Genomic DNA, 24543 nt, shown 5'->3' with positions numbered 1-24543 from the left:
GCTTTGGCTGGGGAATGATGTCGACGCGGGGCACCGGGCGGCCCTCCGGTGACGATCCGCCCCAGCCGGACGTTCGCTTGGCTACCAGCGGAATACGCTATACCCGATCCGCACCTGCGACCGAGAGTGGCGGTTGTAGTCGAGCATATCCTCGCCATAACCGGTGAAGTAACCGAGCCACAGGTAGCCGCCGGTGCCCGGTATCAGCTTGCCCAGCGGATAGGTCACCTGCAGGTCCACGCTGCCATAGTTGCGTTTCATGCCCTTGCGCAAGGTCGCGCCGATCTGCCACCCATTCGGTTTGCCCCACAACACGAGCAGATCCAGGTAGCCGCGGTAGTCCTGGATGTCGGGGTTGTCTTTCTTCTCGAGATACGCATAAAGCTTCGGCGCCACCGTCCAGTGGTACTCGGCGGGATTGCCGAACTTGAAGATCGGTTTGACGAACAGTGTGTTGATGCTGCGAGAATCCTCGCCCGCCTTGCCGTTGGACTCGTGCTCGAATCCTGCCGCGACGCCCAGAGACGAGAACCAACTCGCGCGCACGCCGGTGTCGGGGACGTAGTAGAAGAGGCTTGGCCGATAGTTGGAGTCGCGAAACGGGGCCGACTCGGCCTCCAGATCCCAGACCGATAGCTGCGTATAGCCGAAGTACAGGTTGTCGAGGAAGGCCTTCGAGGCGGGATTTTCCGGCTTGAGGATATGGAACTTGAAGCTGAGCTGGAAGCGTGCGTTGGCGTCGCCGTTCTTTCCGAATGCGATGTACATCGGCTCATTCGAGGAGATGCGCGCAAACTCGGCGTCGCTAGTCGGTGCAATCGCGTCGGGAGCGGTGCTGGCGAGTGCGTCGGAGGCGGCCTCGGTGAGCGCAGCGGCTGACGCGGACGCACCGACTGCGGTACCCGGCGCGGCACCGCCGCCGCGAGCGACCGGGGTGGCGGCGACCATGGGCAGGGTCGGTGCGGCACGATCGAGCACGATCGTGGTGGTCGAGGCATCCCAATCGACCGGCTCGACGCGCACCGAGCCGCGTAGCTCTTTCGGCAGGTCGGCGGCGTATGTGATGCGCCGGAACTGGCCGCTCGAGAGTGTCACGTGCGCGGGCGCGAGCGCCGCGCGCTTGAGGGAGATCAGCGTGGGTTTAAAGTCGTCGTTCGAGATACGCACGACGATCTTGTTCGGCAACGTAAGCGTCTTGTGCCCCTGGCCGTCGTGCGTGGCCAGCAATGTCAGTTGCAACGGCGCACCGCCCGAGAGGGCGCGCGGTGGTTGCAAGAGCGATAGGTCGGCACGTGCCGCGGTGCTCAGGGTCAGGCAGAGGGTAGCGGCAACGAGAGAAATGGCGCGAAACGGTGATGGGGCGAATGCATCGGGATTCGTCTTGGGCATCGGACCTGTCTGGGTTGGCGACCCCGGGCCGGTGAGCCCGATGTCTGGGTCGACTCGCCCCGGGCGTAGCCGGGGCGGGCTTTCGGTGGACGGCGACGATTGCACCGCGCACCGACCCGGGGTGGGCCGGTTGAAGGCGGCGGGCGCGCTTACAGCCGCCCGTGCCAGTCGCGGATGAACGTCTCGATGGGGCCCGGCGGAAGGGGCCGCGTGCAATGATACCCCTGCCACGCATGGCAGCCCATCGACGCGAGCGCATCGCGCTGGGCACTCGTTTCGACGCCTTCCGCCACAGTCTCGATTTCGAGCTTGCGGGCAATGGCGATGATGGCACGAATCAACTCGGTGTCGTAGCCGCCCAGCAGCACGCCGGCCACGAACTGGTAGTCGATCTTGACGGTGCCGAACGGCCAGCGCTTCAGGCGCACAAAGCTTGAGTAGCCGGTGCCGAAATCATCGAGCGACAGGCGCACGCCCATCGCCACGAGTTCGTTCATCAGCGTTGCAGCCTCGTCGAGGTGTGAGATCAGCGACGACTCGGTGATCTCGATTTCGAGCTTGTCCGGCGGGACTCGATGGTGCTTGAGGGCGTAGCGGATCGTGTCCAGGGTGTGCACGCGCATTTGTTGCGCTGACAGGTTCACCGCCACACGCGGATACTCGTGGCCGTTCGTATGCCATTGATCGAGCTGACGGCAGGCTTCGTGCAGTGTCCAGTCGCCGATCGGGCCGATCACGTCGCAACGCTCGGCGGCCGGGATAAATTCGCCCGGCATGATCAGTTCGTCGTCGCGCTGCCAGCGGATGAGCGCCTCGAGTCCGGTCAGCCGGTGCGTGCGCATGTCGATCTGTGGCTGGTAGTGCAGCCGGAATTCCGACCCCGACAGCGCGCGTTCGATGGCGTTGCGCCAGTGATGTTCGTTGCCGGCTTCGTCCGGCGGATTGACACTGTCTGTGGGCGCCGCCGGGGCTTCGGTCACGAGAAACCGCGAGGCGCTCTCGCGAATCGCCTGGTCGGCGACATCCGACGTGTGCTCAAGCAGAGTGGCGGGCCACACGGGCACCTGGGGCAGATGGGTGATCCCCGCCGAGATGATCGGGTAGAGCAGGCCGTCACCGCAGGGCACCGGCGATTCGCCGGCGCGAATGAAGCGGCGGGTGATCTGTATTGCCGCGTCGCGGCTGCCGAGATCGCGCAGCAAGATGGCGATCTGCTGATCGGACACGCGACCGATGATGTCGCGGCGACGAATGCGCGAACCGACGCGAAACGCAACGGTCGCGAGCAGATCGGCGTCCGAAATGGCCGGTTGGCGGGTTGCCATGCGCTGACCACGGCCCACGTGCAGCACGACCAGCGCACAATGGCAGCCCGGCGGGTTTGGCGTGCGCAACTCCAGGCTAAGGGCGCGCAGGAGCCGCTGGCGATCCAGCAGTAGGTCGGCGAGCACGACTTGCCGTCGCAACGCGTTGGTATCGTTCATCTCGGCAAGCAGGCGGACGTCGCCTGTAAGGTTGAACGTTTGTCATCGCCGCGGGCAGCGCCACCCGGCAGAGGAAGCTCGCGCGTCGAACAGGTCGTGCCGCCAGAAAGCCCTTGAATCATGTTCTGCATAAGACGCGAAAATGTGTCGGCCGTCGTGCGAGGAGGCGGATAAGGCTTGCCGGCCATGGCACCGCGTTCCTCGCGCTCGGGCAGACCGCGCACTAGGCGTGGCCCGACAAGAAGCTCGTGCCCGGTCGGGAAACCGGGTCCTATGTCCATTAACGGCACCCGTCTTTGAAAATTGAGTTCGGGTTTTACCTATGGCCGGGACGACTGGGTTGCGCCAGCCACTCGCGACCGCGAAGCATGACATCCCAATAAATCTTTGGCAGCACGTACTTTTTCAGCACCCACGCGATACGGTTCGCTTTCGTGCCGTCGAGGGGGAACGTGGGCAGGAGCTTGCCGCCATAGCCAAATTCCGCGAGCACGATCTTGCCGTGTTCGACCGTGAGCGGGCAAGCGCCATAGCCGTCGTAGTGCATGGGCAGTGGGCGGCCGTCCATGGCGGCGAGCAGGTTCTCGGCAACGACAACCGCCTGCTTGCGTGCGGCGGCCGCCGTCTTGGCGTTGGGTGCGGAGATGGCATCGCCCGCGCCGAAAATATTGGCAAAGCGCGCGTGGCGCAGTGTGGCCGGATCGACTTCGCACCAGCCGGCCGCGTCGGCCAACGGGCTTGCGCGCAGCACATCCGGTGCACTTTGCGGCGGGACAACGTGCAGCAAGTCGAAGGGCTTGTCGACGAATTGCGATTGACCGTCGGCGTCGAAAATCTCGAAGCGGGCCACGCGACGTTCGCCATCGACCGCCCGCAGGTGCGAGAGATGATTGAGCGAAATCTCGTAGCGCTTGACGTATTCCATGAGCGCGGGGATGTAATCCTTCACGCCAAAAAGGGCCGGAGCCACGAGATGGAATTCAATCTTGGTCTTGTTGTGCACACCGTTCTGACGCCACGTGTCTGCCGACAGATACATGGCCTTTTGCGGCGCCCCCGCGCACTTGATCGGCATCGGCGGTTGCGTGAAGAGCGCATTGCCACCCTTGAAGTCGCGCACCAGCGACCACGTGTAGGGCGCGAGATCGAAGCGATAGTTGGACGTGACACCGTTACGTCCGAGCGTGTCGGTCAGGCCGTCGATGGCCTCCCAGTTCAGTTGCAGGCCCGGCGCCACGACGAGGTAGCGATAGCCGAGGCGACGACCGTCCGAGAGCAGGATTTGCTGGTGGTCCGGCGCGAAAGCGGTTACGGCCGCCTGAATCCACGTCACGCCGTTGGGAATGACGCTCGACATCGGACGCGCTGTGCGCGCCGCGTCGAACTCGCCGGCACCGACGAGCGTCCACGCCGGCTGGTAGTAATGCGTGTCGGCGGGGTCCACGATCGTGATCGAGAGCGATGGACGGCGGCGTCGCAGACTGGCCGCCACGGAAATCCCCGCCGCCCCGGCACCCATGATCACGATGTCGGCGGTGCTTTCCGTCGCGGGGGTGGGCGTAGCGGATACATCGCTGGACATAAGGTCTCCGACAAATAAGCAAAATTGAAACGGATGCCGACATATCGATGGGCATCCTGAACGCCGCGCGCTGACGGCTCACACGAATAGGTTCCTACCTGCGTATTCGTGTGCGGGACATTGTATATAGAAACTGTGTCGGTTTGCCCTTGTTTTCAGGGGAAACGCCGCCATTCTTCACAATCGTCGCCACGTTCAGGGCAAACCGAGCCGAGATTCGCGAGCGAGCGGCGAGCATGCGTGGGGTATTGTCAAGTCGTGCACGCTTTGTCGTGGCAAGGGGGCGCCGATACCCTCGCGGAGCGGCAGAGGGGCGCCGCAGGACAGCGACGCTCGCGACGTTCACATGGGCGAGTGATTGTGGTCGCAGGCGACTTCGATCGGGTCGATTTCGCTGTGGCACGCGCAGGCTTCGCCATGCGCGCCTTGCATGAGGGCACGCAAGATGCCGCAATCGCTGGTTTCGTGGCGGCTATGGCATTGCGCCTGAAGGTGCAGCAACTGTTGTTCGAGCGCCTGCAACTCGTGAATGCGGGCATGCACGCGAGTCAGGTGGGCTTCGATCAACTGGTTCGCGTCTTCGCACGTCACGTTCGTGTCGTGGGCGAGTTCGCCGAGACGTTTCGCATCGGCGAGCGGCATGTCGAGCGAGCGGCAGTGGCGGATGAAACGCAGTGCTTTCAGATGGTCGTCGCCGTAGGCGCGATACCCGGCGTCCGTGCGCGGCGGGGCCGCAAGCAGGCCTGCCCGCTCGTAATAGCGGATCGTTTCGACATCGGTGCCCGCCGCGCGGGCCAGCTCTCCGATTTTCATGCTTGACTCCGTAGTGACTACAGGGTTTTGAATGGAGGGTAACACGAATCAGTCAATCAGGAGTTCCCATGTCCCACCCCTCGGATTCGGCCCGTCTGGCCGGCTCGACGGCGACAGATCGCCCCACGCATGACCCCGGTCATCGTCACGATCACGGGCATCGGCACGACCCTTCGCACGCCAACGATAGCGAACACGCGCACGCTCAAGGCCACTCGCACGACCACGGTCATGCGCACGATCATGCCGCCACGTGCGCCTCAAGTCCCGCGCATGCGCACGACGACTCGTTGTGTTGCGCAGGCGCTGCGCGTTTTGCACCCGACGAGCCGATGCCGTCGACGGGGGCGCCGCAGGCCCGTTTCCGAATCGATCAGATGGATTGCCCGACGGAAGAGCGTCTCATCCGCGATCAGCTTGAGCATCGGCCCGGCGTCGATGCGCTGTACTTCAATCTGCTCAAGCGAGAATTAACGATCGTTTTTGACGGCAACGCGTCGTCGACCGACGTTGCCCGGCATGGGGAGGCGGTCGCAGACACGTTGCGCAAGCTAGGTATGACGCCGGTGCCGTTGGGCGCCGGCGACACCGATGCGCCGCCGCCCCCCGCGAGCCGCAAGGCAGACATTGCTCGTCTGGTGGCGGGCGTCTTGCTGGCTGCGGCAAGCGAGATCGCGGTCTGGTCCGGCGTGCCTGAGCACAGTCCTTGGGTCGGCGCCGTGGTCGTGGCCGCCATTCTCGCGTGCGGACTACCAACGCTCAAGAAGGGCTGGATCGCGCTGCGTCACCTCACGCTGAACATTCATTTCCTGATGTCGCTGGCCGTGATTGGCGCGATGTGCATCGGTCAATGGCCGGAAGCGGCGATGGTGATCGTGCTGTTCGCCTTATCGGAAAAGCTCGAAGCCGCATCGCTCACGCGGGCCCGCCGCGCCGTCGAAGCGCTGATGCGCCTGGCGCCCGATCAGGCGTCGGTCGAACAGCCGGACGGTAACTGGTTGGACGTGCCCTCGGCGTCCCTTGCGGTGGGCACGCGCGTGCGTGCGCGGCCAGGGGAGCGCATTGCCATCGACGGCGTGATCGAGCAGGGCAGTTCGGCGCTCAATCAGGCGTCGATCACCGGGGAGAGCGTACCCGCCGATAAGACGGTGGGCGACGAGGTCTACGCGGGCAGCATCAACGAAAGCGGTTTGATCGTGTATCGCACGCGCGTTGCGCCGGGCGATACGACACTTGCCCGCATCGTGCGTATTGTGGAGACCGCACAACAACAACGCTCACCGACGCAGCGTTTCGTCGACAAGTTCTCGCGGATCTACACGCCGGTTGTCGTGCTGTGTGCGTTGCTTGTCGCGCTCATGCCGCCGCTGGCCTTCGGTCTGGCGTGGTCGCCCTGGATCTACAAGGCGCTGGTGATGCTGGTCATCGCCTGTCCGTGTGCGCTCGTGATTTCGACGCCGGTCACGGTCGTAAGCGGCCTGACGGCGGCCGCCCGTGCCGGGATCCTGATCAAGGGCGGCGCATTTCTGGAAACCGGCCGTCTGATCCGCGTGGTTGCGCTTGACAAGACGGGCACGCTGACGCGTGGCGAGCCGCGCCTGACCGACGTGGTGCCGTTGGGCGAAACGTCACACGACGAGGCACTCACGCTCGCCGCCGCGCTCGACGCGCAGACCACCCATCCCGTTGCGCGCGCCGTGGTCGACGGTCATGCGCGAGCGGGCCTCGGCGCATTACCGTCGGTCACGGAGGTCGAAGCACTCGCGGGGATGGGCGTGAAGGGGCGTGTCGGTCAAACCCTTTACTACCTCGGCAACCATCGTCTGATCGAATCGCTCGGCGTGTGCAATGCGCACGTGGAGGCGACGTTGGCACGTCTCGAGGCGCAAGCCCGCACGGCCATCGTGCTGGCCAGTGAAACGCAGGCGATCGCCGTATTGGCGGTCGCCGACACGCTGCGCGCGGAAAGCCGTGACGCCATCGCGCGTCTGGCCGGCATGGGCGTTCACACGGTGATGCTGACCGGGGACAATCGTGCGACCGCGGAAGTGATCGGTCGGCAGGCGGGCGTGAGCGACGTGCGTGCCGAAATGCTGCCGGAAGACAAATGGCAGGCGGTGTCGGCCTTGCGAGAGACGTACGGGTACGTGGGCATGGTCGGCGACGGCATTAACGACGCCCCTGCGCTCGCAGCCGCGGACGTCGGTTTCGCGATGGGGGTGGCCGGCACCGACAGCGCGCTGGAGACGGCCGACGTTACGCTGATGGATGATGACCTCCACAAGCTGCCGGCCTTCCTGGCGCTGTCGAGGCATGCCGCAACGGTGCTCAAGCAGAATATTGCCGTGGCGCTCGCCATCAAGGCCGTGTTCTTCGCGCTGGCGGTGGTCGGGCTGGCGTCGCTGTGGATGGCGGTGTTCGCCGATGTGGGGGCCAGTCTGCTGGTGATTGCAAACGGCATGCGCCTGCTGCGCACGAAGGTGGCGTGAGCGCTTAGCGGGCGCGCATGCCGCGCTCCAGCGTGTGCGCATCCGGCAACTGACCCAGCACGTGCGCCGCGCGGCTTGTGGTGTTGACGATGATCGTATCGAGGCGTCGGATCATGGCACTGCGCTGTTCGTCGCGCAACGGCATGGCTTCGCACATTCGCTGCGCGACGACGGCATCGTTGAGTTGCCCAAGGAGCGTCTGTGCGGCATGCAGCGTGCTCTCGTAGGGCGAGCAGACCGATTTGCGCAGCCAGGGTGCCAGCAGTTCGGCGCTGTAACGGGCCTTCTTGATCTTCACGCGCAACGCGTGCAACTGCTCGGTGTCGAGCATGGCCAACTGGCGACAATCCGGAAACAGCGCGATATATTGGGCGCGCAGCATGTTGCGGGCATGCTTCGACAGCGCGCGCGACCGCTTGCCTGGCGTACGAGAGGGGCGACGCAATGCCTTGGCCGAGCGAATCTTGCATCGACCGTCCTCGCGCATCCCGAATGCGCTGAACAGCAACCCATGCAATGCCTGTTGGCGCTCGCCGGTCAATGCCGCGGCAACTTGTGCGCGGGCGTCGCGGCGCAGGTGTTCCACATGCCTTTCCACCGCAGGCCAGTCGATGTCGGGAAAGTCGGCGCGCAACGCGGGTAATGTCGTTGTCGCTAACACATCGGTATCTCGCGTAGGGCCCATCGATTGCCCCAGCCAGCGCAATTCCCCGTTCAACCGATGGTGCCAACGAGGTTTGAGCCACGGCGAAAAGACATCGATCAGCGCACGCAGACGACGTATCGCAATTCGCAACTCGTGCACGACCTCGGCGTCAATGGACGCGGCGTCGCTGTTCTCGCCCGCCGTCGGTAACGACGGCCATGGTTGCAGGATCTGCGCGGCGAGGGTGACGAGCAGGCGTGCGGCGGACATGCGCCGCATGCGCCCGGCGCCAAGCGCCGTGCGCGTCTGAGTGGGGCGCTGGCCGGCAACGGGCGGTCCCTCGATGGCGGCGGCGATGGCCGCTGTCGTCACGCGTGTCATGTCACGCAACATAGCATAGTTGCCCGGGGCCAAGCGCCAAGGAAGACCGATACGACAGGGTGGCGCGGGGGCTGCGCGAGGTACGGCGATTCGCAAAAAGCCATCGGCAATGCGTGTCAGAACGACGGGTGTTGACGGCTGGGGAAGACAACATGAGAGTCTCTGCCGGCGTGGGGCAGGAGACGACGCTGGGAGCGTCTCGTCGCGGGCGCCCGGTGCCCGAGCTGCGGTGTGCAGGACACCCGCGAGGCACGCAGCGTCACATCAGTCGTGGACCTCGCGAGAGGATGACGTGACGCATATCCATTGCTGCACACCGCGGGGCGGCCATGCGAGCAAAAAAGATAGGCCGGCCCGAAGGCCGGCCTGCGCGCAACTGGTTTTACTTCTTGTTCACAGCGTCCTTGAACGCCTTGCCAGCCGTGAACTTCACGGTCTTGGCGGCCGGGATCTTGATCGCTTCGCCGGTCTTCGGGTTGCGGCCGGTACGTGCGGCGCGCTTGCCCGAACCGAACGAGCCGAAGCCGATCAACTGGACCGCGTCACCCTTGGCGACGGCCTTCTTGATGGTCTCGAGCAGAGTGTCGAGGGTTTCGCCGGTTTGAGCCTTGCTAGCACCCGTAACACCAGCGACGGCGTCGATCAGTTCCTGTTTGTTCATGTGTGTTTCCCTTGAGAGGTGGTGAATACCGGCGACAACTCTAACACTTTCGCCATTTGGCGAGTGTCGGTGTTGTATCCGCGCCATAAGGCACGCGGCACATGCCAGAAAGTCGCCATCGCGACACGTCACGCAAACGCGATCCTAAGATCCATCCCGTCACGCCTCGAGAGGGCGCCGACACTGGCCGGGCAGCCGCATTATAGAGCCATCGGCGGGCTGTGGGCCAGTCCTGACAACGGTTTGCGGCGATTTTGTTGTGCGATGCCGCGTACTTTCTCGTTCGTGATGACAAAAACCCGGTAACTACGGGCATCTCCGGTCATGCGCCGGCGCAATCCCTTGCTGGGCGGGCTTTGGGGGTTTCCCTAGCCGATGGGGGCTTGCGTACTGGCGCGACTTTTGGTTGGCGTCAACTTGCCCCGCGATCAGCTCGATGCGTCACATCGGTCGGAATACGAAGGACTTCGCGAGTGTTCGGTCGAGTCGACGCGCTGCGCTGGCGCAAGATTCCGCCAAAACCCCTGCGGCCCGATGGGGACAAATGAAAGCAATTCCCGTTTGAGGTAAAATAATGAGGTTTTCCCGCCCAAAACCGGGAGTGCGTCTCCCTGACGCGCCTGGGGTCCGGGCATCGGGGCCATCAAGGACGGCTCGCGCATTCGCATGTCAGGCGATTCGGGCATTAGTTCCGTCGACGTGCCGCGCCGCCGCCCGTCGTCATACGTCAAGCCAATATGAGTACTCAGAATCAACAGACCGTGCTGGAAGTCCACCACTGGACTGATACGTTGTTCAGCTTCAAGACCACTCGCGACGCTTCGTTCCGTTACGTCAATGGCCAGTTCACGATGATCGGGCTGGAAGTGGAAGGCAAACCGCTGCTGCGCGCCTACAGCATGGCGAGCGCGAATTACGAGGAAGAGCTTGAGTTCCTGAGCATCAAGGTGCAGGACGGTCCGCTGACCTCGCGCCTGCAGCACTTGAAGCCGGGCGACAAGGTCATCGTTGGCCGCAAGCCGACCGGCACGCTCATCGACGACAACCTGTTGCCGGGCAAGCATCTGTACCTGCTTTCGACGGGCACGGGCCTCGCGCCGTTCATGAGTATCATCCGCGACCCGGAAGTCTACGATCGCTACGAGCACATCATCCTGGTTCACGGCTGCCGCTTCACCAGCGAATTGGCGTATCGCGATCTCATTACGCAGCATTTGCCGGCGCACGAGTATCTGGGTGAATACGTGCGCGACAAGCTGATCTACTATCCGACGGTAACGCGCGAAGAGTTCGAAAACCAGGGCCGTATCACGGAGCTGGTTGAATCGGGCAAGATGTTCGCCGACATCGGTTTGCCGGAATTTTCGCCGGAAAACGACCGCATCATGTTGTGCGGCAGCCCGGCCATGCTCAAGGACACCCGCGAGCTGCTGGAGAAGCGTGGCTTCGTGGAAGGCCATAACCACGCTCCGGGGCACTACCTTGTCGAGCGTGCGTTCGTCGGCTAATCCGTCGACACGCATGCCTACGGCAGCGCTTGCTGTCGTGGGATAAAAAAAACCGCTCGATCGAGCGGTTTTTTGTCGTCGGAACCGGTTAGAACTGGTTCATGGTGTTGTCTTTCCCCGCAGCCTTGAGGGCCGCCGCGCCACTGAAATACTCCTTGTGGTCGTCGCCGATGTCCGAGCCGGACATGTTCTGGTGCTTCACGCAGGCGATGCCCTGGCGAATTTCCTTGCGCTGCACGCCAGCCACATAGCCGAGCATGCCCTGATCGCCGAAGTATTCCTTGGCCAGGTTGTCGGTCGAGAGTGCGGCGGTGTGGTACGTCGGCAGTGTAATCAGGTGGTGGAAGACACCGGCTTCGCGCGCCGCATCGGCCTGGAACGTGCGAATTTTTTCGTCGGCGACGGCGGCCAGTTCGGTGTCATCGTATTCCTCGCTCATCAGCTGGCCGCGCTCGTAGGCTGAGACATCCTTGCCGGCCGCCTTCATCGCGTCATACGTCTGCTGGCGGAAGTTCAAGGTCCAGTTGAACGACGGGCTGTTGTTGTACACCAGCTTGGCGTTCGGGATCACTTTGCGAATCTCGCTGACCATGCCGGCGATCTGGGCGATATGCGGCTTTTCGGTTTCGATCCACAGCAGGTCGGCGCCGTTTTGCAGTGCGGTGATGGAATCCAGCACGCAGCGTGCTTCGCCCGTGCCAGCGCGGAACTGGAACAGGTTGCTGGGCAGGCGCTTGGGACGCAGCAGCTTGCCATCGCGCTTGATGACGACGTCGCCATTGCCGAGGGCATCTGCGGAAATTTCGTCGCAATCGAGGAAGGAATTATATTGGTCGCCCAAGTCGCCCGGCGTGTGGGTCACGGCGATCTGCTTGGTCAGGCCGGCGCCCAGCGAGTCGGTACGGGACACGATAATGCCGTCGTCCACGCCCAGTTCCAGGAAGGCGTAGCGAATCGCGCGAATCTTGGCGAGGAAGTCTTCGTGCGGCACGGTGACTTTGCCATCCTGGTGACCGCATTGCTTCTCGTCGGACACCTGATTCTCGATCTGAATGCAGCATGCGCCGGCTTCGATGAACTGCTTGGCCAGCAGGTAGGTGGCTTCCGCGTTACCGAAACCCGCGTCGATGTCTGCGATGATTGGCACGACGTGGGTGACGTGGTTGTCGATTTTTTCCTGGATGGCGGCCTTGGCAGCCCCTTCGGCCGCGTCCAGTTGGCGGAACAGGCCGCCGAGTTCTCGGGCGTCCGCTTGGCGCAGGAACGTGTACAGCTCGCGGATCAACGCGGTGACGGAGGTTTTTTCGTGCATCGACTGGTCCGGCAGCGGTCCGAACTCCGAGCGCAGTGCCGCAACCATCCAACCCGACAGATAAAGGTAGCTGCGGTCGGTGGTGTTGAAGTGCTTCTTGATGGAGATCATCTTCTGCTGGCCGATGAAGCCGTGCCAGCAACCCAGCGACTGGGTGTACTTGGACGGGTCCGCATCGTAGGCGGCCATGTCGGCGCGCATGATCTTGGCCGTGTACTTGGCAATGTCCAGACCCGTTTTGAATCGGTTCTGGGCACGCATGCGTGCGGCATATTCGGGATTGATGGCATCCCAGGCGCTGCCTTGTTTCTGCTTCAAACCAGCCACAGCGGTGATGTCGTCTTGATATTGGGTCATGTGCCTCTCCTGAGAGCAAAGCGCGTTTGAATAAAGGGTTCAGCGTGTCGCCCCCGTATGTCGAAGCGAACTGCATGACGAAATGGTACCGCTGTTTGGCGCGGTTTTGCCAGGTCTTATATAAGACATAAGAGTTAATTTATGCTTATTTTTCAATGATATAAGCACGGTATTTCGCAATTCGAAACACGTTTTCGGGTGGCGGAAAAATGAGGTGAGCGAAATTCCAAGAGAATTCCGCAATGTGAAATGCGCTTTCGTTGGCTGGAGACGGGACACGCGCCGATGGCGCGAGCAACGAGCGCTGGCGGAAGGATTGTGTGGACGTCTGTTGAGACGAGGCGACGTTTCGGCGCGCGATGAATGGCGCGATCCAATGTGGGGACAAGCGTGCTACGCAAGCCGCTAGCCGGCCCCGCTGGCGGCCTGATCTTATCTTGGCAGGCGGGAGTGCCTCGGATCGAGAGGCCAGCGGTCAGGCGCGCGTCGGCGTGACCTTGCGTGCGACTCGCTGCTAGGGCTTTGCGCTCAGGTCAGCGCTGGCTTCTGAGGTCGGGACAGCGGAATGCGGCGCGGGTCGTGCCCACACGCTGCAGGGGTCGCCGCTGCGGGCGCGTTTCCAGGTCGCGCACGCGAACAGTGCAAAGCCGCCCGCGCAGACGATAGCGACGAGGTCAACGCCGGCCAGCACCCAATCGCCCGCAGCCATCGAGCGCACGAGATTGTCCGGCGTGAGCGCGGCGTCGGCGGCCGGGATAATGAGGCAGACGAGCGCCGTCGCCGCGAGTAGTCCCGTGGCTGCTACCGCCGGCGCCGCGAGCGCGGCGAAAAGCATCGAGGCGGTGAGCGTGGCGATGAAGATCGAGAGCGCCGTCATGTCGGGGGCGACGATTGCACCGACGAACGCCGCGGCAATCCCCAGGCATGTGCCGAGAAACACGCCGGCGGTGGCCTTGGCCATCCCTCGCAGATGGGCGGGTTGTACGGCTGCGCTGCGCTTGCGACGCGATTCGAGCCAGAGCAGGTTGCCGCTGTAGACGAGCACCGCACCCATCAGGCCCAGGACGAAGTACACCCAGCGCATGGCATCGCCCGCGAAGGTACCGAAGTGGGCGCCGTAGATCATGCTGAGCATTGCGTGGTTGGCATCCCGTACGCCGGGGCTGTGCTGACCGACGATCGCCCCGTCGTTCAGGCGCACGGCCACGGCCGAGAACACACCCAGCGAGTCGCTGGCCTCGCCGTAGACTTCGGCCACCGCGTCCGGCTTGCCGTAGCGGGTCCACGCCACGGCGGTCGCTTCCATGTCGGGCGCCGCGTGCTCGGCGCGGGCGAGCAGGGCCGTGAGACCAAGCGGCTTGCCGTCGACCGGTGCGATCGTTGCCGGCACCGCCCCCGTTATCTGCGGAATTTGCGATAGCAGCTTGTTATCGAACGTCACGACGTTGAACGCCATCATCAGCGGCAGGAGGAGGCACAGCAGCGCCCCTGTCAGCGCGAAGACAATATGAAACGGCAGACTCAGCACGCCGATGGCGTTATGCGCGTCCTGCCAGAAGCGCTTGACGTTGCGTCCCGGGCGCAACGCAAAGAGGTCTCGCGTGACGCGCGGCAGATGCACGATCACGCCCGAGATCAACGCCATGCCGTAGAACAGCGACACCACGCCCATCAGATACAGGCCGTAGGTCGGAATCGACAGCGAGTAGTGCAGCGCATTGATCGTGCCCGACAGGCCCGGGCGCGCATCGCCGATCACGAGCGACGGCGCGGTACCTTCGGCGTCAGCGTGCAAGCGTGCCTGTTGCCACTCGCCGTTCGGTTCCTGCCAGTAGGCAAAGGGCGTCGGCGAGTGATTGGGCAACACCACGCCCATCTGCTCGCGCGCGGCCGGGAATTGCATGCGAACCCGCTCGGCGAGCTGTTCCGTTTGCGCGAGCGAGAGCGGTGCATGACGCGTGGCGGGCTGCTCCCAGCGTTCGATCTCATGATGGAAGATGGTCAGGGCGCCGCCGAGCATGGCAATGAACAGCGCGAAACCGGCGACGATGCCGGCCCATGTATGGACACTCAGATATTGACGAAGGGTTTGGGCGCGCATTGAACAATCCTTACCCGACGGCGTGCGCCAACAGCAGCGCAACCCCGGCGACGACGGTGGTGGCGCCAAGGCCAACCCACGCGTGTTTGGCGGTGCGGCTCGCGTAGGCTACGGCACACAGGCCAAGCCACAGGAGCGGGAAGAGCGCGATGACGGGAATCACCGCCGTTTGCCAACCGGCCGGCGTCAGGTGGGCGATAGCGCCGCACAGCGCCATCGCCGCGAAGCCGCCGAGCACCAGGCCCGCGAAGGTTCTACTCCACATGGGCGTCTCCGCGCAGAGCGCGCCAGCCGCCCACCGCATACGGCCAGAAGAGCTGGCCGAAACACAGCGACATGAATGCCGCCGCGATGCCGGCCGAAGCGCCGGCCGCGAGCCACCAGCAACCCAGGCTGGCAATGGCGGCGACCAGTGATAGCGACCGGGCGGGCTGTGCAGCCAAACGTCGTGCGCGCACACGCTGGTGCTCAGAGGTGAGATAGCAGGCGCCGCCTGCCAGCCATGCCAAGGCAATAGCCAATCCAATCAACATGCTCGGGAATCACATGAAAATGTGGCCTGCAAGCGACGACGCCACCCTTTGGCGCCGCGTCGGTCGAGGCCGATCGAAAACCGTTCCGGACAAACGCAGCGGCCACACATTTTTCCGGTGATGATGCGAATGTAAACAACAACGATTCGCATTTATAACATGAATCTTCAAAATCCCGAAATAGCGCGCCTGATAATGGGGTGCTGCGCCTGAGCACAGGTCAGGCATCAGGCATCAGGCATCAGGCATCAGGCATCAGGCATCAGGCGTCAGGCGTCAGGCGTCAGGCGTCAGGCGGCAGGCGGCAGGCGGCAGGCGTCAGGCGGCAGGCGTCGGGCCGCCTCGCCTCATCAGGCCGGTCGGCGCTCCAGCAACACCGGGATCGACTTGGAGGTTGGCGTTCCCGCACCCTCAGCGATGGCGTCGAGTGGCACCAGTCCGTTGGTCTCGGGGTAGTATGCCGCGATGCAGCCACGCGGAATGTCGTAGGCAACGAGCAGGAAATCATCGGCGCGACGCGCAATGCCATCGTGCCAGACACCCACGAGGTCAACGTGCTCGCCTGCACGAAAGCCTCGCGCATCCAGATCTTCCGGGTTGGCGAAGACAACGCGGCGCTGTCCGAACACCCCACGATATCGGTCGTTCAGGCCGTAGATGGTGGTGTTGTATTGATCGTGGGAGCGAATCGTGGCGAGTTGCAGCACATCGTCACCGCGCTCACCCGCCTGGCGGCGTGCCACGTCGATCGGCATCTGGTGCGGCAGCGGGTGTGTCGTGAAGTTGGCGCGCGCGTTGGCGGTCAGCCACTGACGTGTTGACGGCGGCACCGGCAGCCGGAAGCCCCCCGGATGGCGCACGCGACGATTGAAGTCCGCGAAGTCATCAAAGGTGGCGGCCATGGCGTCGCGAATGCGATCGTAGTCCTCCACGTACCAGTGCCAATCCTCGACACCGCCGAGCGCGCGGCCCATCGTTGCCTGCGCGATGCCCGCGACAATGGCCGGTTCGGAGCGCAGATGCTCGGACGCCGGGGCGTTGATGCCATACGACAGGTGCACCATGCTCATCGAGTCTTCCACCGTGACGCCCTGCGCCGCGCCTTGCTGCATGTCGATTTCGGTGCGGCCCAGGCACGGCAGGATCAGTGCGTCGCGCCCGTGCACGAGATGGCTGCGATTGAGCTTGGTCGCCACGTGCACCGTCAGGTCGCACTGGCGAAGCCCCTCCCAGGTGCGCGGCGTGTCGGGTGTGGCCATCGCGAAATTGCCGCCCATGCCGATGAAGACCTTGACGCGTCCGTCGCGCATGGCTGAGATCGTATCGACGACGCTCAACCCGTCGCGTCGCGGCGGCGCGAACGCGAACGCTTCGCCAAGCCGGTCAAGGAAGGCGGCCGACGGCTTTTCATTGATGCCGACGGTGCGGTCGCCCTGGACGTTGCTGTGGCCGCGCACGGGACACAGACCCGCCCCCGGGCGTCCGATGTTGCCGCGCAGGAGCATTAGGTTGACGATCATCTGAATGGTCGCCACGGCGTGCTTGTGCTGCGTAATGCCCATGCCCCAGGTCGCAATGACGCGCTCGCCGCGCAGATAGACGTCGGCAATCTGGCACATCTGGGCTTGCGAGACGCCGGACGCGCGCTCGAGATCGTCCCAGCGTTCGCTGCGTACGTCGGCGGCGAAATCGTCGAAACCGTGAGTGTGTTCCGCGATGAAGGCATCGTCGAGCAGCGCGGGTTCGCCATTGGCGCGCGCGAGGGCGTCGCGCTCCAGCACGTGCTTGATGACGCCCTTCACGAATGCGAAGTCGCCGCCGCACGCCGGCGTGATGTAGTGGCTGCTGATCGCGGTGCCGCCGAGGCTCAGCATCTCGGCCGGACTTTGCGGGTCGGCAAAGCGCTCCAATCCGCGTTCGTGCAGCAGATTGACCGACACAATGGTCGCGCCGCGCCGGGCTGCCTCGCGCAACTCACCGAGCATGCGCGGATGATTGGTGCCCGGGTTCTGGCCGAACAGCAGCAGCGTATCGGCCTGTTCGAAGTCGTCGAGGGTGACGGTGCCCTTGCCGATGCCGATCGTGGGCGGCAGGCCAACGCTCGTCGGCTCGTGACACATGTTCGAGCAGTCGGGAAAATTGTTTGTGCCGTACTGGCGTACGAAGAGTTGATAAAGGAACGCGGCTTCGTTGCTGGTGCGACCGGACGTATAGAACGCCGCCTGATCGGGGTCGGGTAGGGCGCGCAAGTGCTCGCCGATCAAGGCGAAAGCGTCGGCCCAGGCGATCGGTGCATAGCGATCGGTGGCGGCGTCGTAGCGCATGGGATGCGTGAGACGGCCGTAGCCTTCGAGCGTGTAATCGTCCAGCGCGAGCAAGTCGGTCACCCTGTGCTCGGCAAAAAAGTCAGGGGTGACGCGGCGCTTGGTGGCTTCGGCGGCGACCGCCTTGGCCCCGTTTTCGCAGAATTCGAACGTCGAGGCGTGTTCGCGATCCGGCCACGCGCAGCCCGGGCAGTCGAAGCCGCTGGGTTGGTTTGCGCTGAGCAGCGTGCGGGCGCCTTTGAGCGGAATGCCTTGGGTGACGAGTTGAATGGCAACGTTCTTGAGGGCTCCCCAGCCGCCGGCGGGGCGATCGTAAGGGGCGATTTTCGAGGCGGACATGGTGCGTTTTCTGAGGAGAAGAGGTGGCGCGGCGCGTCGGCATCTGGGGAATGCTTCGGCCATAGACAAACGGTTAACGTTAAATAGGCAAAATGATGCATAATCTAACGAGGTTGTAGCGGTATTTCTATGCCAACGTCGATCCGAAAATCCTTGTGAAATGGACGTTTTCAGGCATCTTATCAGGATATTGCATAAATTGATTTATGCAATTAATAGCATATAAAGTGAGTCAATGAAGCAGATATCGATCGCCCCGCAGCTCCGGTTTCACCACGACGGCAACGATCTTCCGCTCGACAAGGTGCTGTCGCTACTCGCCGAGGTGCAGGCGCACGGCAACCTGCAGGCGGCCAGCCAAGCGCTTGGGCAATCGTATCGAGGCGCGTGGGGCCACGTGAAGGAAGTCGAGGCGCTCATGGGGGCGCCCTTGCTGACGATGGCGCGCGGCCGTGGCGCGGTGCTCACGCCGCTTGCTCAGCGGCTGCTGTGGGGGCAAAAGCGCCTGCAGGCTCGGCTCGGTCCCCTGCTGGAGACGATGGCGTCGGAGTTGCAGACCGAGCTTGATGACCTGCTGTTGCAGGACAGCGACCAACTTCGACTGTTTGCCAGTCATGGGCTGGCGATCGCGGCGCTGGTCGATTTCGCAGGACGCGCGGGCCTGCCCATCGAAGTGAGCTATCGCGGCAGCATCGAAGCGATTGCCGCGCTCGCGAAGCACGAGTGCGAGGTCGCGAGTTTTCACGTGCCGATCGGCGCGCTTGCAGAGCCGGTGCTCGATCACTATGGGCCCTTGCTCAAGGGCAAGTCGTATCGGGTGGCCGACGTCGCTTCGCGCCGTCTCGGGTTGCTCGTTGCACGCGGCAATCCGCTCGGCATTCATACGCTGGCCGACCTGCCGCGCACAGGGGCGCGCTTCGCGAACCGGGAGCGCGGATCCGGCACCCGAATCATCTTCGATCTGCTGCTCGCGCGTGAGGGGATCGATCCGGCTGCCGTTGCGGGGGCGGAGAACATCGAGTTCACGCACGCCGCCGTGGCGGCGTACATCGCCAGTGGACGCGCCGACGCGGGACTCGCCATCGAGGCAGCGGCAAGCCAGTTCGGGCTCGATTTCCTGCCAATCCTGACGGAGCGCTATTGCCTGATGTTTCCCGAGACCGGCAGCGAGTCCGCGCATTTGCGGGCGCTGCTGGAAATTCTGCAAAGCGACGCGTATCGGCAGGCGGTGCATGCCATCCCCGGCTACAGCGAGGCGGCGACCGGTCGCATCGCCCCGCTGTCTGAGGCGTTTCCCTCTTTGGGTTGAGATGTAATATGCAATGATATGCATATGTTGCGCACGAACATCAGCTGTGTCGAACGGCCAGCCGGCGCGGTTTATGCGGCGATGGCATGCTGCTGTGCAGCGAGCGTGGGAAAAACGAGCAACCCAAGCTATCGGTGTTTCCACGAGGCTTGTTGGGAGGGGACGTTTGGACTAATGTCATAACTGTCGAGCCCCCAGAAACGCGCCGCCATCATATGCAACAAAGAACATATGAGACGCCGTTTCGCCCCAGGAGACATACGAGATGGTGTCCACCCCTCACGCGACGCTCGCGCCGCTGCTGGTTCGCCACGCCGGCCGTGCGCACGAGTTGTTGCCGCTGTTGCATGCCCTGCAGGACAGCGACGGTTACGTCGACCCCGCCCATGTGCCGGCGATCGCCGCCGCGCTGAATCTTTCTCGCGCCGAAGTACATGGCGTGATTACCTTCTATCACCACTTCCGCAGCGCGCCGCCGCCCCCGATCGTGGTGCAGGTCTGCCGCGCGGAGGCATGTCGCAGTCGGGGTGGCGAAGCGCTCGTAGCCCATATCGAGGCGAGTACCGGCGCACCCGTGGACGGCGCGCCGTGTCGCGGGGTCGGCGTCGAATCGGTGTATTGCCTCGGGCAATGTGCGTTGTCCCCGGCCGTGATGATCAACGGCGAACTGCACGCGCGCGTGAGTCCGGCGCGCTTCGATGCGCTGCTGCCGGCGCGCAAGGCAGGTGACCATGTCTGAGTCTTCGAAGCGCGGTCCGTACCGCGTGTATATCCCGCGCGATTCCGCTGCGCTCGCCTTGGGCGCGGACCGGGTCGCCGCCGCCGTGGCAACGCAAGCCACCCAGCGAGGCATTGCCGTCGATATCGTGCGCAATGGCTCTCGTGGGCTGTTTTGGCTTGAACCGCTCGTCGAAGTGCAGACCCCCGCCGGGCGCATCGGGTACAGCAACGTGCAGGCCGCTCAGGTCGCCGCCTTGTTCGACAGCGGCTGGCCCTCATGTGCCGTTCAGGACGCCGAGCGCGAGGTTCCCGCTGACAATCCCGACGGGAGTTGGGGCGCCCCCATGCCTGCCTGCGTCGGACGGGTCGATGCGATTCCGTATCTGGCGCGGCAACAGCGCCTGACGTTCGCGCGCATTGGCGTGACCGACCCGCTCAGCCCGGCGGACTATGAAGCGCACGGTGGCCTGGTCGGACTGCGCGCATGCCTGGCGCTCGACGCCGCGGCGGGGTGCCAGACCGTACTCGACTCGGGCCTGCGCGGACGCGGCGGCGCGGCGTTTCCGGCGGGCATCAAGTGGCAAACCGTCAGCCGCGCCCAGGCGGCAACCAAATACGTCGTCTGCAATGCCGACGAAGGCGACTCGGGCACATTTGCCGATCGGCTCATCATGGAGAGCGATCCGTTCGTGCTCATCGAAGGGATGGCCATCGCAGCGCTATGCGTGGGGGCGAGCGAGGGCATCATCTACGTGCGCAGTGAGTATCCGCACGCCATTGCGGCACTCGAGTCGGCGATTGCCGTCGCGCGCCGGGAAGGCTGGCTCGGCCCGGACGTGCTGGGTTCGGGACGCGCTTGCGAGTTGCGCGTCGCCAAGGCGGCGGGCGCTTATATCTGTGGCGAGGAAACGGCGTTGCTCGAAAGCCTGGAAGGCAAGCGCGGCGTGGTTCGCGCGAAACCGCCGATTCCAGCGGTGGCCGGACTCTTCGGGCAGCCGACACTCGTCAACAACGTCGTGACCCTCGCGAGCGTGCCGTTCATCTTCGCGCATGGCGCTGAGGCCTATCGCGAGTTCGGCATGGGCCGCTCGCAAGGCACACTGGCGGTGCAACTCGCGGGCAACGTGCGTCGCGGCGGACTGGTGGAGCTGGCGTTCGGCGTGACGCTGCGCACACTGCTCGACGAGTTCGGCGGCGGCACGGCCAGCGGGCGCCCTGCCAAGGCCGTTCAGGTCGGGGGGCCGCTCGGAGCGTATCTGCCAAGCGCGCAGTGGGACGTGCCGATGGATTACGAGGCGTATGCCTCGCTCGGCGCGGTCGTCGGTCACGGCGGGGTGGTCGTTCACGACGACACGGCCGACCTCGCGGCGTTGGCGAGCTACGCGATGCAGTTCTGTGCGCACGAATCGTGCGGCAAATGCACGCCGTGCCGCATTGGCGCGACGCGCGGAGTCGAGGTGATCGACCAGATCCGACGCGGAGACACCTCCGTGCGTCAAATAAAACTGCTGCGTGATCTGTGCGACACGATGGTGGCAGGGTCGCTTTGCGCGATGGGCGGCATGACGCCGTTCCCGGTGCGCTCGGCGCTCGAACATTTCCCGGCAGACTTCGGTCTGCCCGATGGCGCCGGGCGCGCCGAAGCCGCCTGACGCGCACGCATCAGGCAGGGAGGAGAAGACATGATGCATCCGAGCACCTCAGTTACCCCGGGCCACGACCTGGACATGGGCACGCCGCTGCGCGAGAGCGATGTCGGCATTACCCTCGAAATCGACGGCGAGCGCGTGACCGTGCCGGCCGGCACGTCGATCATGCGGGCGGCGGCGGGTCGCGACGTCAACATCCCCAAGCTTTGTGCGACGGATTCGCTCGAACCGTTCGGGTCTTGCCGCTTGTGTCTGGTCGAGATCGAGGGGCGGCGCGGATATCCCGCTTCGTGTACGACACCCGTCGAGCCGGGCATGAAGGTACTCACGCAGTCGCCGGCGCTGCAGGATCTGCGTCGCAACGTGATGGAGCTTTACATCTCTGATCATCCGCTCGACTGCCTGACCTGCGCGGCCAACGGCGATTGCGAATTGCAGGACATGGCGGGCGTCACGGGGCTGCGCGAGGTGCGCTACGGGTTTGAGGGCGAGAACCATATTCACAGCGCGAAGGACGAGTCGAATCCGTATTTCACGTATGACCCGTCGAAATGCATCGTCTGCAACCGTTGTGTGCGGGCGTGCGAGGAGACGCAGGGCACGTTTGCGCTGACGATTTCCGGCCGCGGCTTCGAGGCGCGGGTCTCGGCCGGGCAGGATCAGCCGTTCATGGATTCGGAGTGCGTGTCGTGCGGCGCATGCGTGTCGGCCTGCCCGACGGCAACGCTGCAGGAAAAAAGCGTTATCGAGATGGGGCAGCCTGAGCACGCGGTGGTGACCACGTGCGCGTACTGCGGCGTGGGCTGCGCGTTCAAGGCGGAAATGAAGGGCGGGGACGTGGTTCGCATGACCCCCTACAAGGATGGCGGGGCGAATGAGGGCCACGCCTGCGTGAAGGGGCGCTTTGCGTGGGGGTACGCCACGCACAAGGAGCGCATCACCAAGCCGATGATCCGCAGCAAGATTACCGATCCGTGGCGCGAGGTGTCATGGGACGAGGCGCTGGACTACGCGGCGTCGGCGTTCCGGCGCATTCAGGCGGCATACGGGCGCGATGCCATTGGCGGCATCACGTCGTCGCGTTGCACGAACGAAGAGACGTATCTCGTGCAGAAGCTGGTGCGTGCCGCGTTCGGTAACAACAACGTCGACACCTGTGCGCGCGTGTGCCATTCACCGACCGGTTACGGGCTCAAGCAGACGCTTGGCGAGTCGGCGGGCACGCAGACGTTCAAGTCGATCGAGCACTCGGACGTGATTCTCGTGATGGGCGCCAATCCGACCGATGGGCATCCGGTATTTGCCTCGCGACTCAAGCGCCGTGTGCGCGAGGGGGCGAACCTGATCGTGATCGATCCGCGGCGCATCGACATCGTCGACGGGCCGCACGTGAAGGCCGCATTCCACTTGCCGCTGCGCCCCGGAACGAACGTGGCAATGGTCAATGCCCTCGCGCATGTGATCGTCACCGAAGGGCTGCTGGCCGAGGACTTCATCGCCGAGCGCTGTGAAGACCGGGCCTTCGCGCAATGGCGCGACTTCGTGGCGCTGCCGGAGAATTCTCCCGAAGCCGTGTCGGTCGTCACCGGCGTGGACGCCGAGCAGATCCGCGGCGCGGCGCGTTTGTACGCCACGGGCGGCAACGCGGCAATCTATTACGGACTGGGGGTGACCGAGCATGTTCAGGGGTCGACCGCGGTCATGGGCATTGCCAATCTGGCGATGGCCACGGGCAACGTCGGGCGCGAAGGCGTTGGCGTGAACCCGTTGCGCGGCCAGAACAATGTTCAAGGGTCGTGCGACATGGGGTCGTTCCCCCATGAACTGCCCGGTTATCGCCACGTCTCCGATACGTTGGTTCGCGAGTCGTTCGAGGCCGCTTGGGGCGTCACGCTGCACGCCGAGCCGGGGCTGCGGATTCCGAACATGTTCGACGCGGCGGTGCAGGGCAGCTTCAAAGGGCTTTACTGCCAGGGCGAGGACATCGTGCAGTCCGACCCGAACACGCAGCACGTGGCGGCGGCGATGGAGGCGATGGAGTGCCTCGTCGTGCAGGATATCTTCCTGAACGAAACGGCCAAGTACGCGCACGTGCTGCTGCCGGGCACGACCTTCCTCGAAAAGGACGGCACATTCACGAATGCGGAGCGGCGCATCTCACGCGTGCGTCGGGTGATGGCGCCGCTGCCCGGCATGGCGGACTGGGAGGTGACGATCGCGCTGGCGAAGCGACTGGGGTACGACATGCCTTATACGCATCCGTCGCAGATCATGGACGAGATCGCCCGCTTGACCCCGACGTTCAGCGGCGTGAGCTACGCGCGTCTCGATGAAGCCGGCAGTCTGCAATGGCCGTGTAACGACGAGGCGCCCGACGGCACACCGATCATGCACGTGCATGAGTTCGTGCGCGGCAAGGGACGCTTCATCATCACCCGCTATGTGCCGACGGACGAGAAGGTTACGCCGCGCTACCCGCTGCTGCTCACCACGGGACGCATTCTCTCGCAATACAATGTCGGCGCGCAGACACGTCGCACGCACAACGTGGCCTGGCACGATGAAGACCGGCTCGAAATTCACCCGGTCGATGCGGAGGATCGCGGCATCAAGGATAACGATTGGGTCGGCATCCGCAGCCGCGCGGGCGAAACAGTGCTGCGTGCCGTCATCAGCGAGCGCATGCAGCCGGGCGTGGTGTACACGACCTTCCATTTCCCGGAGTCGGGCGCAAACGTCATCACGACCGACAACTCGGACTGGGCGACCAACTGTCCCGAGTACAAGGTGACGGCCGTGCAAGTGCTGCCGGTGGTACAGCCCTCCGCATGGCAGTCGGAATATTCGACATTCAACCGCACGCAGCTCGCGCTGCTCGATGCGGCCCATATGCCCTCCGAGCCGGTACCGGCGAAGTAGGGCGCGTTCGGTAAATTGACGTGGAGT

Annotated in this window: 15 protein-coding genes and 3 pseudogenes; 7 read left to right on the top strand and 11 right to left on the bottom strand. The window is 64.1% G+C overall.

What is annotated here, in order from left to right; all coding sequences use genetic code 11:
- Positions 1-81: 81 nt before the first annotated feature.
- The 4 genes and pseudogenes from PCE31107_RS11090 to PCE31107_RS11075 all read right to left on the bottom strand — a co-directional run bounded on the left by PCE31107_RS11090 (position 82) and on the right by PCE31107_RS11075 (position 5268).
- A complete protein-coding gene (locus PCE31107_RS11090; RefSeq protein WP_150608402.1) occupies positions 82-1389 on the bottom strand; it encodes a phospholipase A in 1308 nt (435 codons plus the stop codon).
- Between the two features lie 149 nt (positions 1390-1538).
- Positions 1539-2873 carry a putative bifunctional diguanylate cyclase/phosphodiesterase gene (locus tag PCE31107_RS11085; RefSeq protein WP_150608400.1) on the bottom strand — a complete coding sequence of 445 codons (1335 nt, stop codon included), beginning with the start codon at positions 2871-2873 and terminating at the stop codon, positions 1539-1541.
- Positions 2874-3189: 316 nt separating this feature from the next.
- Positions 3190-4425, bottom strand: a pseudogene (locus tag PCE31107_RS11080) (NAD(P)/FAD-dependent oxidoreductase); the annotation flags it as partial.
- A gap of 372 nt (positions 4426-4797) precedes the next feature.
- The gene (locus PCE31107_RS11075) at positions 4798-5268 is read right to left on the bottom strand and encodes a Cd(II)/Pb(II)-responsive transcriptional regulator (RefSeq protein ID WP_150608396.1); all 471 of its coding nucleotides are present in this window, start codon (positions 5266-5268) and stop codon (positions 4798-4800) included.
- A gap of 68 nt (positions 5269-5336) precedes the next feature.
- On the opposite strand from PCE31107_RS11075, the gene PCE31107_RS11070 reads away from it, so the two are divergent.
- Positions 5337-7757, top strand: a complete 2421-nt coding sequence (locus PCE31107_RS11070; protein WP_150608394.1) for a heavy metal translocating P-type ATPase — start codon at positions 5337-5339, stop codon at positions 7755-7757.
- Between the two features lie 4 nt (positions 7758-7761).
- Here PCE31107_RS11070 and PCE31107_RS11065 read toward each other — a convergent pair whose 3' ends face one another.
- Together PCE31107_RS11065 and PCE31107_RS11060 are read right to left on the bottom strand one after the other, a co-directional pair.
- On the bottom strand, positions 7762-8796 hold the full coding sequence (locus PCE31107_RS11065; RefSeq protein ID WP_150608392.1) for a CHAD domain-containing protein: 1035 nt from the start codon (positions 8794-8796) through the stop codon (positions 7762-7764).
- 370 nt (positions 8797-9166) lie between these two features.
- A complete protein-coding gene (locus tag PCE31107_RS11060; RefSeq protein ID WP_017234305.1) occupies positions 9167-9445 on the bottom strand; it encodes an HU family DNA-binding protein in 279 nt (92 codons plus the stop codon).
- Between the two features lie 737 nt (positions 9446-10182).
- On the opposite strand from PCE31107_RS11060, the gene PCE31107_RS11055 reads away from it, so the two are divergent.
- The gene (locus tag PCE31107_RS11055; RefSeq protein WP_026132014.1) at positions 10183-10953 is read left to right on the top strand and encodes a ferredoxin--NADP reductase; all 771 of its coding nucleotides are present in this window, start codon (positions 10183-10185) and stop codon (positions 10951-10953) included.
- Positions 10954-11041: 88 nt separating this feature from the next.
- Here the strand turns inward: PCE31107_RS11055 and PCE31107_RS11050 are convergent, their stop codons facing one another.
- The 5 genes from PCE31107_RS11050 to PCE31107_RS11030 form a co-directional block, all read right to left on the bottom strand.
- Positions 11042-12622, bottom strand: a complete 1581-nt coding sequence (locus PCE31107_RS11050; RefSeq protein WP_130025856.1) for an isocitrate lyase — start codon at positions 12620-12622, stop codon at positions 11042-11044.
- 514 nt (positions 12623-13136) lie between these two features.
- Complete coding sequence (locus PCE31107_RS11045; RefSeq protein WP_150608391.1) at positions 13137-14723, bottom strand: PepSY-associated TM helix domain-containing protein; 1587 nt, start codon at positions 14721-14723, stop codon at positions 13137-13139.
- A 10-nt stretch (positions 14724-14733) separates the two neighbouring features.
- Entirely contained in the window at positions 14734-14988 is a 255-nt protein-coding gene (locus PCE31107_RS11040) for a hypothetical protein (protein ID WP_150608389.1), read from the bottom strand.
- Positions 14978-15256, bottom strand: a complete 279-nt coding sequence (locus PCE31107_RS11035) for a hypothetical protein (protein ID WP_150608387.1) — start codon at positions 15254-15256, stop codon at positions 14978-14980. Before PCE31107_RS11035 ends, PCE31107_RS11040 begins: the two co-directional genes overlap by 11 nt.
- A gap of 350 nt (positions 15257-15606) precedes the next feature.
- Positions 15607-17919: an FdhF/YdeP family oxidoreductase gene (locus tag PCE31107_RS11030; protein WP_150608385.1), complete on the bottom strand. Its 2313-nt coding sequence runs from the start codon at positions 17917-17919 to the stop codon at positions 15607-15609.
- Positions 17920-18154: 235 nt separating this feature from the next.
- On the opposite strand from PCE31107_RS11030, the gene PCE31107_RS11025 reads away from it, so the two are divergent.
- From PCE31107_RS11025 to fdhF, 5 genes and pseudogenes are all read left to right on the top strand, one after another.
- The gene (locus PCE31107_RS11025) at positions 18155-19228 is read left to right on the top strand and encodes a substrate-binding domain-containing protein (protein ID WP_130025860.1); all 1074 of its coding nucleotides are present in this window, start codon (positions 18155-18157) and stop codon (positions 19226-19228) included.
- A gap of 265 nt (positions 19229-19493) precedes the next feature.
- Complete coding sequence (locus PCE31107_RS11020; protein WP_150608383.1) at positions 19494-19967, top strand: NAD(P)H-dependent oxidoreductase subunit E; 474 nt, start codon at positions 19494-19496, stop codon at positions 19965-19967.
- Positions 19960-20221: pseudogene (locus tag PCE31107_RS23925) on the top strand (formate dehydrogenase); the annotation flags it as partial. The gene PCE31107_RS11020 and the pseudogene PCE31107_RS23925, both read left to right, overlap by 8 nt.
- Before the next feature lie 68 nt (positions 20222-20289).
- Positions 20290-21600 (top strand): annotated as a pseudogene (locus tag PCE31107_RS11015) (complex I 51 kDa subunit family protein); the annotation flags it as partial.
- Positions 21601-21630: 30 nt separating this feature from the next.
- Positions 21631-24516, top strand: coding sequence for a formate dehydrogenase subunit alpha (gene fdhF / locus PCE31107_RS11010; protein WP_150608379.1), 2886 nt, complete (start codon positions 21631-21633; stop codon positions 24514-24516).
- Positions 24517-24543 lie beyond the last annotated feature (27 nt).

It is taken from the genome of Pandoraea cepalis, from assembly GCF_902459625.1.
GTDB lineage: Bacteria > Pseudomonadota > Gammaproteobacteria > Burkholderiales > Burkholderiaceae > Pandoraea > Pandoraea cepalis.
This window is presented reverse-complemented; position numbering and strand designations above follow the sequence as displayed.

Bases quoted from the DNA above. Each gene is read 5' to 3' on its own strand.
- PCE31107_RS11090 (WP_150608402.1), bottom strand. From the start codon at position 1,389: ATGCCCAAGACGAATCCCGATGCATTCGCCCCATCACCGTTTCGCGCC.
- PCE31107_RS11085 (WP_150608400.1), bottom strand. From the start codon at position 2,873: ATGAACGATACCAACGCGTTGCGACGGCAAGTCGTGCTCGCCGACCTA.
- PCE31107_RS11075 (WP_150608396.1), bottom strand. From the start codon at position 5,268: ATGAAAATCGGAGAGCTGGCCCGCGCGGCGGGCACCGATGTCGAAACG.
- PCE31107_RS11070 (WP_150608394.1), top strand. From the start codon at position 5,337: ATGTCCCACCCCTCGGATTCGGCCCGTCTGGCCGGCTCGACGGCGACA.
- PCE31107_RS11065 (WP_150608392.1), bottom strand. From the start codon at position 8,796: ATGTTGCGTGACATGACACGCGTGACGACAGCGGCCATCGCCGCCGCC.
- PCE31107_RS11060 (WP_017234305.1), bottom strand. From the start codon at position 9,445: ATGAACAAACAGGAACTGATCGACGCCGTCGCTGGTGTTACGGGTGCT.
- PCE31107_RS11055 (WP_026132014.1), top strand. From the start codon at position 10,183: ATGAGTACTCAGAATCAACAGACCGTGCTGGAAGTCCACCACTGGACT.
- PCE31107_RS11050 (WP_130025856.1), bottom strand. From the start codon at position 12,622: ATGACCCAATATCAAGACGACATCACCGCTGTGGCTGGTTTGAAGCAG.
- PCE31107_RS11045 (WP_150608391.1), bottom strand. From the start codon at position 14,723: ATGCGCGCCCAAACCCTTCGTCAATATCTGAGTGTCCATACATGGGCC.
- PCE31107_RS11040 (WP_150608389.1), bottom strand. From the start codon at position 14,988: ATGTGGAGTAGAACCTTCGCGGGCCTGGTGCTCGGCGGCTTCGCGGCG.
- PCE31107_RS11035 (WP_150608387.1), bottom strand. From the start codon at position 15,256: ATGTTGATTGGATTGGCTATTGCCTTGGCATGGCTGGCAGGCGGCGCC.
- PCE31107_RS11030 (WP_150608385.1), bottom strand. From the start codon at position 17,919: ATGTCCGCCTCGAAAATCGCCCCTTACGATCGCCCCGCCGGCGGCTGG.
- PCE31107_RS11025 (WP_130025860.1), top strand. From the start codon at position 18,155: ATGAAGCAGATATCGATCGCCCCGCAGCTCCGGTTTCACCACGACGGC.
- PCE31107_RS11020 (WP_150608383.1), top strand. From the start codon at position 19,494: ATGGTGTCCACCCCTCACGCGACGCTCGCGCCGCTGCTGGTTCGCCAC.
- fdhF (WP_150608379.1), top strand. From the start codon at position 21,631: ATGATGCATCCGAGCACCTCAGTTACCCCGGGCCACGACCTGGACATG.